Raw genomic sequence first — 14,558 nt, 5'->3', positions numbered from 1 at the left:
GGTCGCCTTCTCCTGACAATGATGTGCGCACAACAATGTGCGCGTTAACAACGGGGCGCAGCCTAACAGTGCCCGGCCCGGGATCCGAACGGCGCTCGTGCTCGGTCGCGGGCCGGTGGAGGCCGTCCGGCGGGCTGGTCAACGCCGGGCGAACTGAACGCCGGTCGGCTGCGCGACGTCCGGCCGCACGGCGATGCCTGCGACGGTCAGTCGCTCCCCGTAGACGTCGGTGATCCTGAGCGTCCCGCCGCAGCCGGTGCCATCGGTGGACAGGAAGTAGTTGTAGTCGGTGCGGGGCAACCGCCGCCAACCGCCGGCGGTCCGCACCGACAGCGCGGCCACCGGATTCCGGTGGCCGATCACCTGGATCCCGCACCACCACGTGGTGGACCCGGTCTTGTACCGGATGGCGATCGTGCCCGGCAGGTCCGGGCTCAGCAGCGACCAGGAGATCGGGAGGCGGCCCACCGAGAGGTCGGCGAGCTTGGCGAACGCCTGTCGGCTGAGGTCGAGTTGTCCTGGCGCGCAGGGCCAGGGGCATTCGTTGACGATCCGTACCGTGACGGAGGCTCCGTTGGCCGCGCGGACCAGCACATAGGCCCCGCACGCCCTGGCCGACTCGTAGTCGGTGACACAGACACTGCCCCCCTACTCGATAACAACTCTCCAGTTGAAGGCCGCGTCGACGGCCGCCCGCACCGACGCGGCTGCCCCCACCCCCGCTCCGACCACCGCCGCGCCGGTTACCTCTGCCTCAGGCACGATCGGCACACGAGCCCAGGCCGCCGCCCTCGCACCCCTCGGCCGGCCGGCCCGGAGCAGCACGGCCGCCGGCCTGGCTTCCACCGGGATGAGCAACACTGTCGCCTACTGCGCCGTCGGTGGCCTGCTGGCCATCGCTGCCGGCTGCGTGCCGGTCGTCCACCGATACCGCAGCAGGGCCACGCACGGCGGCTGAACCCTCCCCGCCCCGTTGGCTGACGGCTCGGCGGCACCGCCACCGACCGGTGGCGTGCGCCTCGGGCCGTCAATCCCCGCGCCTCGGCCCCAGGGCCATCGGTCACCGCGCCGGCGTCGCCGGTGTGTTCGTCGCTTGCCTCCGGTCCGGGGCGCGGTGGGGGCATGGGCGGTGCGGCTCGGCCGGGCCGGCCGCCGAGTTCCCACCAGGGTGGCGGCGGTCACGCGAGAACTCCCCTCACCGGGTGGGTCGTTCCGGCCGGGGCCGGCACCTTCGCGGGGATCGGCACGGCCCTGGGCGTCGGGGCCTGGTCGCGTCTGCGCCCGGGCCGCGCGCGTTCCGGGAGGTAGGCGATTCGCCGGCGGTCCCGTTGCGCGGCGCGGGCCGGATCCTGGTGGCGGAGGGCGGTGTTGTCGACGTCGGAACTCGGCGCCATCTCGTGCTCGTGGCAAAAACAACGGGCGGCCGGCGATGACGCCGAAGCACGACACACCCTCCGGGCGCCGGCCCTGTCCCGTCGACCTCGCGGAGCGGGAGCGGCAGGCTCATGTGCTGTACCGGCGGCTGGCCACGGATGACTTCGCGGTCGATCTGAAGATCGGCCTGAACCTCGGCTTCTACCGCACCTTCGCCGTTCCGGCCATCGCCCGCGTCCTCGCCGGGACGGGGAAGATGACGACCCGGCCCAAAGTCCGGGCGAAGGTGACCGGGGAGATGATGTATGCCCTCATCCACCACGGCCTGGACGCCCCGCGAGGGCAGGCAGTGATCGACGCTCTGGTGAGACTGCATGCCGGGCTGCCCGCGGCCGAGGAGGACTTCGTCTACGTGCTCGCGGCCTTCTGCGTCACGCCGTTGCGATGGATCGACCAGCACGCGTGGCGTCCCACCACCAGGACCGAACGTGACGCGGCCCATGTCTTCTACGCGGGGCTCGCGCGTCGTATGGGCATCGACGGCATGCCCGACTCCTATGCGGAACTGGCCGCGTGGATGACCCGTTACGAAACCGAGCGCTTCGCACCGACACCCGAAGGCCGCCTGCTGCTGGGATCCACCCGTTCGGTGCTGGCCGACCGGTTCCCCCGGCCCGTGGCCCCCCTGGCACAAGCCGCGTTCGGAGCGCTCTTCGACGACCGGGCGCGTCGCGCGTTCGGGATGCGGAAGCCCGGTGTGCCGCTGCGTTGGGGTGTCGCCGCCGCGCTGTGGGCTCGTGGCCGGTGGATGAGGCGGCGGCGCGCCGGCACATTCGACCGGTCGTGACCCTCCTCAAGGGGCGGTCGGCGGCTCGTCGACGACGTCGTACGCGTCGGTGTCGAGCGGAAGGGGGTCCGGGCGCGGCCTTTCGAGGTGGGCGCGCAGGGCCGCCGCGGCTGCCCAGGTGGGGATTTCGGCGATCTCGCCGAGGTGTTTGCCTTCTTGGACCGCGTCGTGGACGGAGTCCTGGAAGGTGCGTTGTCGGCGGCGTGCTTCCAGCATGGCGCCGAGGATGGTCTGGTCGCGCAGGTCGCGGCGGACCTGGTCGATGACGTCCTCGACGCCGACGAAGGCGCGCCCGGAGGGGGACGCTTGGGCACGGGTGATGCCGTCGAAGACCACGTCGCGGGCGGCGCGGAGCAGCCATGGCTCGAGGTTGGCCAGGTACCGGCGCCGGTCGCGACGTGCTCGCCACAGCCGTCCGATCACAGCACGGCCTCCAACGGCTCGGCCTCTCCCTTCCGGCCAGGGTAACTTGGGCGCAGCGACGGGGAGAAGGGGTGGCGGTGACGTACCGTACGTTGTGGACCGCGGGGCCGGGTCGGGCCGAGGTGTCGGCCCTCGACAGCGGGGCGCAAGCGGTGGAGGCGCTGTGCGCGGTGCCGCTGCCCGAGGGGACACGGCTGGCCGGCGGGATGGATGACGGCCGGGTACGGATCTGGGACCCCGTCACCGGCGAGGAGACCCGCGTCCTGGGGGATCAGCGGTCAGCGGTGTTCGCGCTGTGCGCGGTCCCCGTCCCGGAGGGCGTGCTGCTGGCCGTCGGCGGCGCGAACGGAACGGTGGAGTTGTGGGATCCGCGCACCGGTGAGCGGTCGCCGCGTACCGTGCCCGGGCACGACGGCCGGCTGGTCAACGGCCTGTGCGCGGTGCCACTCGGTGACCGTGTGCTGCTGGCGAGCGGCGGGGACGACGGCACGGTACGCCTGTGGGACCTGGCAGCCGGTCGCCAACTGCACGTGTTCGACGCCGGTACCGAACCGTTCGACGGCGCCCACCCGGTGCGCGGGCTGTGCGCGCTCGCCGTCGACGGCCGTGCCGTGGTGGCCGCCGGTGGGGACGACGGCACGATCCGGCTGTGGGACGCGGTCACCGGTCGGCCGGTGCGGGAACTCGTCGGCCGACCCGACCCGACGCGCGGGGCGACCTGTGTTCTGTACCGGCCGGGCTACGTCCCCGTCGACTCCGTGGGTCATACCGGGCCGGTGTACACGTTGTGCGTGGTGTCACTGGACGGGCGTACCGTGCTGGCCAGTGGTGGGGACGACGGCACGATCCGGCTGTGGGATCCGGGCAGCGGTGATGTGCTGCGCCGGCTCGGTCCCGGCCGAGGGGGGACCTACGGTGTGTGCGAGGTGCGGGCCGGTGACCGCACCCTGCTGGCCGGTGTCGGCGGCGGGGACTACGGCTTGCGGCTGTGGGACCCGGGCACCGGAGAGCTGGTGCGTGTCTTCGAGGGGCACACCGGCCCGGTGTGGGGTGGGGTGTGCGCGCTGCCGCTGCCCGACCGTGCGCTGCTGGCCAGCGGGGGCGGGAAGTTCGACGGCATGGTGCGGTTGTGGGATCCGGCGGCCGAGCCGCCGGCCTGCCCGGGCCTGCGGGAATCGTTCGACACGCTCTGCGCGGTACCGCTCGGCGACCGGACCCTGATGGCGAGCGGAAGCACCAACGGGGCGGTGCGCCTGTGGGATGCGGAGACCGGCAGCCGTACGGATGTGCTGGACCGCGAGGAACGGGATTACACCGGGGATTGGGTCGGCGGGGTCTGCGCACTGCCTGTCGGCGGCCGGCCGGTGCTCGCGGCCGTCAGCCGCAACGGTTCCGTCCGCCTGCACGACCCCGTGGCCGGCGAGGACATCCGCGTCATCGGGCGCACCCCGCAGGACCCCTCCGCCTGGGTGCGTACGGCCGAGGGGGAGCTCGTCTCCGAGGCGTTCACCGCGGTGTGCCCGGTGCCGCAGGAGGGAAGGCAGCTGCTGGCCACCTGCGGTGAGCCGTTGCTCGGGGACGTCGCCAACGTGCGGCTCTGGAACCCGGAGACCGGCGAGCATCTGCGTACCGTGGCCCGGCACAAGGGCAAGCTCCGCGCCATGTGCGCGATCACCCTGCCGGAGCACACCCTGCTGGCCTGCGTCGGCTGGGACTCGTACGTGTGGCTGTGGCACACCACGGGGGACGACCATCCCGCCGCGCTGGTCGGCCACTCCGGCTGGGTCAACGCGGTGTGCGCGGTGCCGGTGGACGGGCGGACGCTGCTGGCCAGCGGCAGCCATGACGGCACGGTGCGCCTCTGGGATCTCGCCACCGGAAGGACCGAGCAGGTGCTGCGCGGCCACCAGGACTGGGTCCGCGGGTTGAGTCTGCTGTCGCTCGGGGGACGCACCGTGCTGGCGAGCGGCGGCAAGGACCGGTGGGTGCGCCTGTGGGACCTGGAGGAGTTCCGTTGCGTGGCAAAGATCCCCGTCCACTCTCCGGTGTCCGCGCTCGCGGCTGCCGGTGACCGGCTCCTCGTCGCCACCTCCGGCGGGCTGCTCGCCCTGGCCGTCGGCGGCTGACGGGCGTTGCACAACCCCACGTGCCTCCCTGGCCTTTGGCCATGAGCGACAGTGCCGAAGACACTCCGCGGACTCCCCGGCAGCTGCGCATCGCGTGGGAGTCCCGGATGTCCTGGCTCGCCGAGCGCTGCAGGCTGATCCGGCCCGACCTCGAGCAGATCGAGGCGGAGACGCAGAAGCCCCTTCGCGACCCCGACCTCATGGAACTCATGGCCGCCACCCACACCCAGGTCGTGCTGGAGTCCCTGCTCGACGCCGCGGAGAAGTCTCTGGACGTGTACCAGTGGCCCCGAGGGCGGGCGCGAGCGGCGATCGATGTGCGGATGGTCCGCCTCGCCGAATGCTGCTCGGCGGTACGGCCGCATCTCCGGTCGATCCAGGAGGTCTTCGATCAGCACCTCGATGAAGTGGAGCAACTACGGGTAGTGCGACGGCTCATGGAGGCCCTGGTGCGCTCGCTCCTCGAAACCGCTGAGCGTGCCGTCGCCGAATACCGGAGGTGAGGCCTTCCGGGGGCGATGCTTGCGACCCGGTCGAAACCGACCGCGCAAGGTGGTTGGCGTGGGTGGATGACAGGCGTTCCTAACGCCAGGGATCGAGGGCGTGCTTGCCTCGGGTCCGGCCGGCTTCGAGTTGTTGCAACACCGTCGGCCCCTCGGCCAGGGGATGGACGTGGGGGGGGGGTGCCGGGCGGGTACACGCCATCGGTGATGAGGGCTTCGAGCTCGGCGAGCAACGCCTGGTAGAGGGTGGGTGCCGCAGTCGCCAGCGCGCCGATGTGCAGTCCCTTGACCTGGACGTGGTGGGTGAAGACCAGATCGTGCGTGGTCAGCGTGGCATCGCCGGAAGCGGCGCCGAACACGACGACGCGTCCGGTGAAGGGTTTGGTGACCGACAGACTTGTCCTGAACGTGGCCTGGCCCACCGATTCCAGGACCAGGCCGACGCCGCCGGTCAGGCGGGGGATCTCCGCGGCGAGGTCGGGGCGTCGGCTGTCCAGGACCACGTCGGCGCCGAGCGCTTCGACCGTGTCGTGCTTCGCCGGTGACGCCGTGGCGATCACGCGCGCACCGTAGTGGCGGGCGAGGCGGACGGCGGCCTGTCCCACGCCTCCGGCCGCGGCATGGACGAGGACCGCCTCACCGGCCTTGACCTCGCCCAACGGCTTCAGTGCCGCCAAGGCGGTGGCCCAGTTCAGCACCAGGCCGAGAGCTTCGGCGTCGCTCCAGCCGGAAGGCACGGGGAGTACGCCCACGGCAGGCATCGTCATGAACTGCGCGAAGGCACCGGGGCCGACGACGTGGGTACCGGGTCGGAACGGGCTCTCGACGCCCGGGCCGACGGCCACGATCTCGCCGGCGGCCTCGAAACCGGCCACGTAGGGCGGCTGCGGGCCTCCGCCGTACGTTCCCTGTGCCCGCATGACGTCGGCGAAGTTGACCCCGGCGGCGCCCACGCGGATCAGGTACTCGCCGGGGCCCGGGGTGGGACGGGGGTGATCGGTCGTCAGTGCCAGGTCGCGCGGGCCCCGGTGCGACCGCTGGACCAGTGCGCGTACCGTCTGCCCGGCGGTGTGCCGCTGCTCGTTGTTCTCCATGCGCCGACCGTAGGAAGCTGACACTTGCGTCAAGGTCAAGTGGCGGTCAGGGACCGGTACGGCGATCAGTGCGGCGGGCCTTTCGAAGGTAGGCGTCGAGTGCCGCCCGCTGGTCGCTGAGGACGGCGATGCGAGCGGCGAGCCGATCGCGGTAGCTCTGTACCTCGTGCAGGAACTCCGCGCACACCGCGTCGGTGCCGGCGTCGGATCCGTCGGTGGGACGGGGCAGGGCCTGACTGATCAACCGTACGGGCAGCCCGGATTCCAGCAGCGAGCGGATGACGAGCACCCGGTCGATGGTCGACTGGCAGTAGTCGCGGAACCCGTTGCTGAAACGGCTGGGGACGATCAGGCCCTCGTCCTCGTAGTGCCGCAACGATCTCGCGCTCACACCGCTGGCTGCGGAAGCCTCGCCGATCCTCATACCCGCGGCCAACGCCCAGGGGCGCCGCGTTCTTCCGACACGTGCGGTCGTCCGGTGCTACGGCCCGGGCCAGGGGCGGGAGAGGCGGGCGGCGCATTCGAGCATGAGGGCGTGGACGAACGCCTGGGGGAGGTTGCCGCGCAGTTGCCGCTGGGAGACGTCGTACTCCTCGGAGAAGAGTCCGGCCGGACCGCAGGCGGCCCGGTTGCGTTCGAACCAGCGGAGTGCGGAGACCTCGTTGCCTTGTTGGTGTTCGGCGAGCGCGGTGATGAACCCGCAGAGCAGGAAGGCGCCTTCGGCCGCTTCCAGTGGGCGGTCGTCGTGGCGGAAGCGGTAGGCGAAGTGGTCTTCGGTCAGGTGCTCGGTGTAGGCGCGCAGGGTGGCGATGGTGCGGGGGTCGTTGCCGGGCAGTGCGCCGCGCAGGGGTGGCAGGAGCAGGGAGCCGTCCAGACCCGCGTCCTCGGGTGAGCGTTGCCAGCGTCCGGAGGGGTGCAGGCAGCGGGCGGAGGTCTCGGCGACGAGGTGGTCGGCGAGCGCGATCCACCGGCCGCCGGCCGTGCCGGGGTCGGCGGCCCCGGCCATGGCCCGCAGTCCGGCGGCGCAAATCAGCCGGCTGTGGGCCCAGTACCGGTCCGACAACTCCCATACCCCGGCGTCGGGTTGCTGCCAGCGGCGGGCGATGGCGTCCGCGGCGATGTCGGCGGCCCGCCGGCCGTCGGCGTCGAGGCGTCCGTGCCGGGCCGCGGCGGCCAGCAGCAGCAGTGCCTCGCCGAACGCGTCGAGTTGGAACTGCTTGCTGACCTGGTTGCCGACCAGGTCGTACCCGCCCGGGTAGCCGGGGAGGTCGAGCGTGCGCTGGTCGGGGATCCTGCGGCCGTCCACGGTGTAGGCGGGGGCGAGCGACGGCCCGTCGTCGTGCAGACGGGCGGTGACGAACCGTACCGCGTCGTCCAGCAGCGACACGTCCCCCGCGGTGGCGACGGCCTGGCCGGCATAGCACTGGTCGCGGATCCACACGTAGCGGTAGTCGTAGTTGCGCCCCTCGTCGGCGCGTTCGGGGAGGCTGGTCGTGGAGGCCGCCACCATCCCGCCGGCCGAACCGGTCAGCCCCCGCAGCACCGCGTAGGCGTGCCGGGCGTCGCGTCGGGCGATCGTCCCGGCGAGGTCGGGCACCGCCCGGCGCCAGGCGTCCTCCGTCGCCTGCCAGCACTCCCCCGGCCGGGGCGGCGCGGACGGCAACGCCTGGTCGCCGATCTCCAGGACCAGGTCGTGGTGGCGTCCCGGCTCGACGGTCAGATCCATCACGAGCCGGCTGCCTTTGGCCCCCTCCGGACGTGCCCGGGCGCCGCCGCTCCAGCGCACCCGCAGGTCACCGGTGTGACCGGACCACACACCGTCGTCGTCGCACCGCAGCCGGCGCAGCGGGTCCTGGCCGAATCCGGCGGCGGGCTCCAGCAGCACGCGGACGCGCACCGGCCGGTCCGGTGCGGACAGCCGCCGCATGATCACCGCACGGTGCGGGTCGCCGGGGAAGGCGAGCGCCTCACGGCACTCCACGACGCCCTCCCCGGTGACCCAGCGGCTGCGCCAGATCAGGGAACCGTGCTCGTAGTAACCGCCCCACACGTACCGCCCGACCGGGCTGACCGCGTACAGCCCCCGCCCGCCGATGAGGGTGGAGAAGACCGCGTCGGAGTCCCAGCGCGGTACGCACATCCACGCGAAGTCACCTCGGGGACCGACCAGGATGCCGCGCTCGCCGTCCGCGAGCAGCGCGTACTGGCGCAACGGCTGCGGTGGGAAGCTCTCCTCGCACGTCCCGGCCAGCTTGCTGGCCATCGATCCCCTTCCGCCGTCGGTCGGGCGCCCGGGCACCCCGCCGGAATGCGGGTAACCCTGTCCGCCGCCGTGAAACGGGCCATCGGGGGCACGGCCCCGGCGGAGCCCGAAGGCAGCCGGACGTCGCGGGAACGCTCAGCGTCCGCGCTTGGCCTGGTAGAGGTCGCGTATCCGGTCCAGCGGGCCGAGGACGGGGGCGGCGAGCTTGTTGGTGACCTCGTTGTCGATCCAGCGGTGCGGGCGGGTCGGTGCGTAGACCTGGCTCAACCGGACTTCGGCACCGAGCAGTCGCAGCCGTGTCGCGCCCACCGCGCGCCGCAGTGCCGGGAATTCCTCGCGTTCCTCACGGGCGGCGTGGGCGAGTACGGCACGTCGCGCGGCGCCGAGTTGTCGCACGTACCCCTTGCCGTCCGGGCCGGTCCGCAGCAGGGCGGTCAGGAGCCGCTTGGCCTGCTTCTCCTCGGCGCGGCGGCGGGCGGTGACCGCCGGGCCGGCCCTCAGGACGCGTCGGGCGAGGGGGTGGACGTGTGCTTCCTCGGCGGCTTCGTGGATCGACAGCAGTCGCATCAGTTGGTGGAAGGCCCGTTTGCGGCCGGGTCCCGGCAGTGCGGCTTTGTAGAAGCCGCGGCGGATCTGGGCGTGCTGCCTGGTGAGCACGTCCACCGCGTCGTGGCGCGTGAGCGAGAAGGCCATGATCAGCTCCTGTCGGCCGTCGTCGGAGCTGTCGCGGTACCCGTCTTCGGCGCGGGCATGCGTGGGCGTGTGGCCGGGTCAGGAGGTGGGGCGGCCGGGGTAGGAATCGCGCAGCTCGTAGGGCATGCGGCGACGGCCGTCCCGGGGGACCTCGGCGGGGGGCGGTGGCGGGGCGTCCTCGTACTCCACGGGTTCGACGTCCCTGTCGTGGCCGGGTCCGTGGTCCGGCGGGCAGTGGCCGCTGCGGATCTCCTCGGAGCTCGCCCAGGCGGCCGACCGCGGCTGCGGGCCGCTGCCCGGCGCGTGGGTGTGCACCCGGCGGTGCAGACGCGCGTACAACGCCGCCAGGCCCAGGCCACCGAGCAGGAAGACACCCATGACGAGCGGGCCCATCTTGTCCATCAGCGGTTCCGCGGTGACGAACAGCATCGGTCTCACCACCTGAAGCCATCACGAGGCGGGCATCGACACTTCCACGATAGGCGGTGAACGCGATGTCCGCGGTGGCAGCGGGCAGCGCTGCCGTACGTCTTCCGCCCCGGTCGGCGGGAGGCGTCTCATGACGGCGAGGTGTTCTCCGCCCCGGGCTCCTCGGCGGTGCCCATCTGCCGCAGAGCCTGCCGGGAGGCGGCGCGGGCCTGGCACAGCCGGTCGTACCCGTACCAGGCGGAGGCCGCGGCGCAGGCCGTGTACGCGCAGGTGAGCGCTGCCGCCGCGGCTCGCCGGGAGACGGCCCGTTCCAGCGCGGCCAGGAGGCTCTGGTGTGCGGCCACGAGGGCGAAGACACCACTCACGGCCGCTACGGCGAAGGCTCCGGTGCCTGTTCCGGCGCGCCGGGCGGTGTCGGTGAGTTCGGCTTTCGCGCGGTCGAGTTCCGCGCGCACCAGTGACGCCACGTCCTGCGACAGACGTCCCGCGGCGTCCGACACCGCACCCTGCGGCGCGCCGCCGTCGTCCGGTCCGTCGTGCGGTTGCTGACCCGGCATGGTGCGCTCCTTCGAGGTACGGTCCTGGCCCCAGGCTGGCACCGCGCGGGCGTCGGCGCGCGCCGGGTTGTGCCCGCCGGGGTAACGGGGCCCGGAAGCGCGGGGTGCGCTCAGCACTGGTCGGCCGCGCCGCGGGTGAGGTTGGCTTCCAGCCGTTCCAGCGCCCACGGGGTCGCGGCCCGTTCCGCGTCGCTCAGACCACCTTCTGCGGCGGCGACGACCACGGCTGCGCCGGCTACCCCCGACTCGGTGCCTGACGGGTGACGGCACCGGCCAGCTCCCGCAGCTTCCCCCTCGTCTCCGGGTCGGTCGAGTACACGACGGTGCCGACCATGCCCCGGGTCAGCAGCACCTTGTAGGTGTTGCGGATCAGGCGGTCCACGTCGGCGTCCGGGGTGGACCGCCGGAACACCGGGTCCTTGGACGCCGTACGGTCCGTGATCCAGCGGTCGCCGCGCCACACCAGGTCGGGGCCGATGATGACACCGGACCAGTCGTACTCGAAGCCCTGGGCGGTGTAGACGCACCCGACCTGTCCGAAGCCCGCCGGGTCGGTGGCCCACAGGGCGGCCGGGGGCGCGCCGGAGACGGAACGGTCGCCGCGCAGGTTCCAGGGGCGGGCCCAGTCGCCGATGACGACGTCGGCCGGGAGCGGCTCGCCGGGCCTCGGTTCCGGGGACCAGCGCCAGCAGTAACCGGCGGACATCCGCGCGCCGTACCGCTCCGCCCGGCGGGCTTCGAGGAAGGCTTCCATCTCCCCCGGGCTGTCGGCGACCAGCAACCGCATGCGGCCGTCGGGCTCCCAGACGACCGGCCCGCCCGGCTCCAGGCCGAGCAGGCGGACCACCCAGCGCACGTACGCGTCACTGCCACCGCACCGGAACTGGCTGTCCAGCGGGACGACGGTGCAGGGGATGCCCCGCTTCGCCGCCGCGGCCTTGATGTCCGCCACGGTGCCCATCTCTCCCGGCCGCACGACCTGGTGTTCGTCGAGGAAGAACACGGGAACGTAGGCCACGTCGATGAGTTCGTCGATCTGCGCCCGGCCGGTGCGGTGCTCGGCCCGGGTGTAGCGGTTGGCCGAGGTCTCCCGGATGCGGTGGGCCTCGTCGCAGATCAGGGCGCCGAGGCTGTTCTTCTCGGCCGCCATGAAACTGTTGAAGTACTTGAACAGGTCCTGGACTTCTCGTTTGCGGGCACCGGCGATCTTCCTCATCGTCTTGGTGAACGACTGCGAGCCGGTGGCGTGCAGCGCCGGGACCCCGCGCCGGTACAGCTCGCCGAGGAGCTGAAGGGCGATCACGCTCTTGCCGGTGCCGGGGCCGCCGGTGACGACGACGACCTCCTTGCGGTCGGCGTGCTTCGCCTTCTCCACCGCGTTGAGCACCATGCGGTACGCGACCTGCTGTTCGTCGAGGAGGACGAACTGCGTGCGGTCACGCACCTCTTCGGCGGCCACGGACATCAACTGCTTCGACGGCACGGTGGCGCCCGCGCACAGTTCGTCCGCCGCCCGGGCTCCTGGGTGTCTGTGGCTCAGCCGGGTACGGAGGTGGTCGAGGAAGGCACCACGGCGTTCCTCGGTGAACAGGAGTCCGTGGCCGTCACGCTCGATCTCCCGCAGTCCGGACACGCCGGATTCGGTGGCGTTGTGGAGGTAGGCCACTCCGCTGACCCGCTCCGGGTGTGCGGCCACCGCACCGTTGAAGTTGACGAGGTAGTCGCAGTAACGGCGCACCTGCTCGACGGGGTTGAGGACCGGGTCGCGGTAGGCGTCGACATGGCACAGGGTGGGGTCGTCCTCGTGGGGAAGTGCCTGGCTCCACTGCTTCAACTCCACCACGACGTAGGACGGTTCGCCCGTGGCCGGGTGCACGCCGGCGAGCACGGCATCGGCGCGCTTGCTGTTCAGCGGAAGCCCGTACTCGAGCATGACCTCGACGTCGCTCAGGCCCGCCTCGTTGAGCGCGGCGGCCAGCACGGGGATGCTGCGTTCCCAGGAACGGACCTCGGAGGGCCCGGGCCGGTAGCCGTGCATGTGGACGAACGCCTCGGTGAGGTGCAGGAACAGGGAGCCGTCGAGCGCCATGACGGCCACCGTTTTCGCTGACGCGCGGAACAGCAAGGACTTCCCCCAGGCAGCACGAAGTGAATCGTGCGGGTGGGGGCATGTCCTTCGAGACTCCACCGGGGTGGAGCGGAAGCCCGTCGGGCCGCGTTGACGATGACGAGGGTACCGGGCGGCGCCGGCACCCGTGCCCGCGACGCCGGGCCGACCCGACCGGTCGTGGCGTGAACACACCTCTTGTGCCGCTCCGTCACCGGCCACCACGCTGGTCGCCGACGAGAGGAGTGGGGGACATGGCGACGGTGACGTTGAAGAGGTATGCCGATCAGACGGCGGCGCAGAAGGATTTGAGTGGGTATGTGGAGGGGAGCAGGGTCACCAATCTGAGTCAGGCGCTCAACGCCGCGTACGACGGGAAGGGGAAGGACAGCGGGAAGCACACCGTGGACGGTGTGGAGGTGCAGGTGCTGCACGCGAGTGCGGGGAAGATCGGGGGGACGAGTGTCACGCTGTTCCACTTCTTCCGCGGGTCGGAGTTGCACCTGGTGGCGCTCGGGGAGCATGTGGCGTCCGACCGGTATCTGATCGAGGCGGAACTCGGGCAGCAGGAGGCTCCGTTCCGGAAGAAGAAGACGGTGGGGCCGAGCGGCGGGTGAGGGACCCCGGGGGCCCTGCGGTACGGGGTGGGGGTATGCTCCGGGGAGGTTGTCGACCGGTGGGATGAGGCGGGGATGGACGGCGGACGCGGGCGCGGCGGGGCGATGGCCCGGTTGTCGGCGGTGTGCGTGGTGCTGTTCGGGCTCTTCCTGATGCACGGTGTTCCGGCCGCCGCCGAGGGGTGTCACGGTGCGGCGCCGGCGGTGGCGCCCGTGCACCATGGGGCGGCGCCGGTTCCGGCGGTCGGCTCGGGTTCGTCCCGGGCCGACGGGCAGGGGGTGTCCGGGGCGCACGGCTCGCTGTGCGTGGCGGTCACGTCCCGGGACCGGATCGCGTTGCCGTCGGCGTGGCTGGTGGCCGCGGTGGGCGTGGCCGTGCTGCTCGTTCCGCCGCCGACCGGACGGCCGGGGACCGCCGGGCCGGCGAGCCGGCGCGGGCCGCCGTACGGTGGCCGGGCGTTGCTGCTCAGGGTGTGCGTGGCGCGGAGCTGACGGAGCCGCGCCCGGTGCCGTCACGGGTACCGGGTTCCGGCTTCCCGATCACCCGGCGCCGCAGGTGCGGCGCCCGCAGCCCGGAGGGCTTCCACCCGATGTCGTTCACCTCTCGTTCCCCCCTGCGCCGCCGCGGCCTCGTGGCGGCCGGTACGGCCGTCGTCCTCGCGGTGACGCTGGCCGCCTGCGGCTCGTCCAAGGGCTCCTCGATGCCCGGCATGGACCACGGCTCGTCCGCCTCCGCGTCGTCCTCGCCGGGCGGTATGCCCGGTATGGACCACGGGTCGATGGCCGGCATGGACGGCGGGGACGGTCTGTCCGCCGCCAAGGACGGCTACGCGCTGGTCTCGCAGACCCGCGAGCTGCCGGCCGGCAAGAGCGTCGGCTACACGTTCCGGATCACGGGTCCGGACGGCCGGCCGGTCACCGGTTTCGCCGTCGACCAGACGAAGAAGATGCACTTCTACGCGATCCGGTCGGATCTCACCGGTTTCCAGCACGTGCACCCGGTCATGGCCGCGGACGGCACGTGGACCGCGGACCTCGCCGCGCTCCAGCCGGGTTCCTGGCGGGTGTTCGCCTCCTTCACCCCGGACGGCGGCCCCGGCAAGGGCAAGGACTTCGTCCTCAGCCGCACCGTGACCGTCCCCGGCCACGCCGAACCCGTACGCCTGCCGGCCCCCGCCGCCAGCACCCAGGTGGACGGTTACACGGTCACGGTCAAGGGCGAACCCATGGCCGGCATGGCCCACCCCCTGACCGTCTCCATCGGCAAGGACGGCCGGCCCGTCACCGATCTCCAGCCCTACCTGGACACCTACGCGCACCTGACCGGCTTCCACGAGGGCGACGCCGCCTTCGCGCATCTGCACCCGCGCACCAAGGTCGACGGCGACCACGGCGGCCCCGACCTGTCGTTCCACGCGGAGCTGGCCAAGCCGGGCAACTGGCGGATGTTCCTCCAGTTCCAGACCGGCGGCAGGCTCCACACCGCGGCGCTGACGCTGCACGTCGGCTGAGTCACCCGGAGGGC

The 14,558-nt window shown here is 72.4% G+C and carries 13 protein-coding genes and 2 pseudogenes; 6 read left to right on the top strand and 9 right to left on the bottom strand.

The window, feature by feature from the left end; all coding sequences use genetic code 11:
* Window positions 1–138 precede the first annotated feature (138 nt).
* Window positions 139–630 (bottom strand): annotated as a pseudogene (locus SCATT_RS32440) (expansin EXLX1 family cellulose-binding protein); the annotation flags it as partial.
* A 799-nt stretch (window positions 631–1,429) separates the two neighbouring features.
* Between SCATT_RS32440 and SCATT_RS32425 the strand changes: the two are divergent.
* Entirely contained in the window at window positions 1,430–2,221 is a 792-nt protein-coding gene (locus SCATT_RS32425; RefSeq protein ID WP_231904900.1) for an oxygenase MpaB family protein, read from the top strand.
* A gap of 6 nt (window positions 2,222–2,227) precedes the next feature.
* Here the strand turns inward: SCATT_RS32425 and SCATT_RS32420 are convergent, their stop codons facing one another.
* Window positions 2,228–2,644 carry a hypothetical protein gene (locus SCATT_RS32420; RefSeq protein WP_014151125.1) on the bottom strand — a complete coding sequence of 139 codons (417 nt, stop codon included), beginning with the start codon at window positions 2,642–2,644 and terminating at the stop codon, window positions 2,228–2,230.
* Window positions 2,645–2,721: 77 nt separating this feature from the next.
* Between SCATT_RS32420 and SCATT_RS32415 the strand changes: the two genes are divergently transcribed.
* Both SCATT_RS32415 and SCATT_RS32410 read left to right on the top strand, forming a co-directional pair.
* Window positions 2,722–4,770: a WD40 repeat domain-containing protein gene (locus tag SCATT_RS32415; protein ID WP_231904901.1), complete on the top strand. Its 2,049-nt coding sequence runs from the start codon at window positions 2,722–2,724 to the stop codon at window positions 4,768–4,770.
* Between the two features lie 41 nt (window positions 4,771–4,811).
* On the top strand, window positions 4,812–5,273 hold the full coding sequence (locus SCATT_RS32410) for a hypothetical protein (protein ID WP_041823619.1): 462 nt from the start codon (window positions 4,812–4,814) through the stop codon (window positions 5,271–5,273).
* Between the two features lie 79 nt (window positions 5,274–5,352).
* On the opposite strand, the pseudogene SCATT_RS37320 reads toward SCATT_RS32410, so the two are convergent.
* The 7 genes and pseudogenes from SCATT_RS37320 to SCATT_RS32370 form a co-directional block, all read right to left on the bottom strand.
* Window positions 5,353–6,367, bottom strand: a pseudogene (locus tag SCATT_RS37320) (NADPH:quinone oxidoreductase family protein).
* Window positions 6,368–6,413: 46 nt separating this feature from the next.
* Window positions 6,414–6,791 (bottom strand): MerR family transcriptional regulator, encoded by a 378-nt coding sequence (locus SCATT_RS32395; protein ID WP_041823620.1) that lies wholly within the window; start codon window positions 6,789–6,791, stop codon window positions 6,414–6,416.
* 57 nt (window positions 6,792–6,848) lie between these two features.
* Window positions 6,849–8,630: a glycoside hydrolase family 15 protein gene (locus tag SCATT_RS32390; RefSeq protein WP_014151130.1), complete on the bottom strand. Its 1,782-nt coding sequence runs from the start codon at window positions 8,628–8,630 to the stop codon at window positions 6,849–6,851.
* Between the two features lie 135 nt (window positions 8,631–8,765).
* On the bottom strand, window positions 8,766–9,323 hold the full coding sequence (locus tag SCATT_RS32385; protein WP_014151131.1) for a hemerythrin domain-containing protein: 558 nt from the start codon (window positions 9,321–9,323) through the stop codon (window positions 8,766–8,768).
* Between the two features lie 78 nt (window positions 9,324–9,401).
* Window positions 9,402–9,752 (bottom strand): hypothetical protein, encoded by a 351-nt coding sequence (locus tag SCATT_RS32380; protein ID WP_014151132.1) that lies wholly within the window; start codon window positions 9,750–9,752, stop codon window positions 9,402–9,404.
* A gap of 128 nt (window positions 9,753–9,880) precedes the next feature.
* Window positions 9,881–10,309 (bottom strand): phage holin family protein, encoded by a 429-nt coding sequence (locus SCATT_RS32375; RefSeq protein WP_014151133.1) that lies wholly within the window; start codon window positions 10,307–10,309, stop codon window positions 9,881–9,883.
* 235 nt (window positions 10,310–10,544) lie between these two features.
* Entirely contained in the window at window positions 10,545–12,434 is a 1,890-nt protein-coding gene (locus tag SCATT_RS32370) for a DUF2075 domain-containing protein (RefSeq protein WP_041823623.1), read from the bottom strand.
* Window positions 12,435–12,670: 236 nt separating this feature from the next.
* On the opposite strand from SCATT_RS32370, the gene SCATT_RS32365 reads away from it, so the two are divergent.
* The 3 genes from SCATT_RS32365 to SCATT_RS32355 all read left to right on the top strand — a co-directional run bounded on the left by SCATT_RS32365 (window position 12,671) and on the right by SCATT_RS32355 (window position 14,544).
* Window positions 12,671–13,033: a hypothetical protein gene (locus SCATT_RS32365; protein ID WP_014151136.1), complete on the top strand. Its 363-nt coding sequence runs from the start codon at window positions 12,671–12,673 to the stop codon at window positions 13,031–13,033.
* Between the two features lie 75 nt (window positions 13,034–13,108).
* Window positions 13,109–13,525, top strand: coding sequence for a hypothetical protein (locus SCATT_RS32360; RefSeq protein WP_014151137.1), 417 nt, complete (start codon window positions 13,109–13,111; stop codon window positions 13,523–13,525).
* Between the two features lie 98 nt (window positions 13,526–13,623).
* Entirely contained in the window at window positions 13,624–14,544 is a 921-nt protein-coding gene (locus tag SCATT_RS32355; protein WP_014151138.1) for a hypothetical protein, read from the top strand.
* Window positions 14,545–14,558 lie beyond the last annotated feature (14 nt).

Origin of the sequence: Streptantibioticus cattleyicolor NRRL 8057 = DSM 46488 (assembly GCF_000240165.1) — a bacterium.
GTDB lineage: Bacteria > Actinomycetota > Actinomycetes > Streptomycetales > Streptomycetaceae > Streptantibioticus > Streptantibioticus cattleyicolor.
This window is presented reverse-complemented; position numbering and strand designations above follow the sequence as displayed.

Coding starts and splice junctions, on each gene's coding strand:
- SCATT_RS32380 (WP_014151132.1), bottom strand. CDS start 9,752: ATGCTGTTCGTCACCGCGGAACCGCTGATGGACAAGATGGGCCCGCTC.
- SCATT_RS32390 (WP_014151130.1), bottom strand. CDS start 8,630: ATGGCCAGCAAGCTGGCCGGGACGTGCGAGGAGAGCTTCCCACCGCAG.
- SCATT_RS32360 (WP_014151137.1), top strand. CDS start 13,109: ATGGACGGCGGACGCGGGCGCGGCGGGGCGATGGCCCGGTTGTCGGCG.
- SCATT_RS32425 (WP_231904900.1), top strand. CDS start 1,430: ATGACGCCGAAGCACGACACACCCTCCGGGCGCCGGCCCTGTCCCGTC.
- SCATT_RS32395 (WP_041823620.1), bottom strand. CDS start 6,791: ATGAGGATCGGCGAGGCTTCCGCAGCCAGCGGTGTGAGCGCGAGATCG.
- SCATT_RS32385 (WP_014151131.1), bottom strand. CDS start 9,323: ATGGCCTTCTCGCTCACGCGCCACGACGCGGTGGACGTGCTCACCAGG.
- SCATT_RS32410 (WP_041823619.1), top strand. CDS start 4,812: ATGAGCGACAGTGCCGAAGACACTCCGCGGACTCCCCGGCAGCTGCGC.
- SCATT_RS32365 (WP_014151136.1), top strand. CDS start 12,671: ATGGCGACGGTGACGTTGAAGAGGTATGCCGATCAGACGGCGGCGCAG.
- SCATT_RS32355 (WP_014151138.1), top strand. CDS start 13,624: ATGTCGTTCACCTCTCGTTCCCCCCTGCGCCGCCGCGGCCTCGTGGCG.
- SCATT_RS32375 (WP_014151133.1), bottom strand. CDS start 10,309: ATGCCGGGTCAGCAACCGCACGACGGACCGGACGACGGCGGCGCGCCG.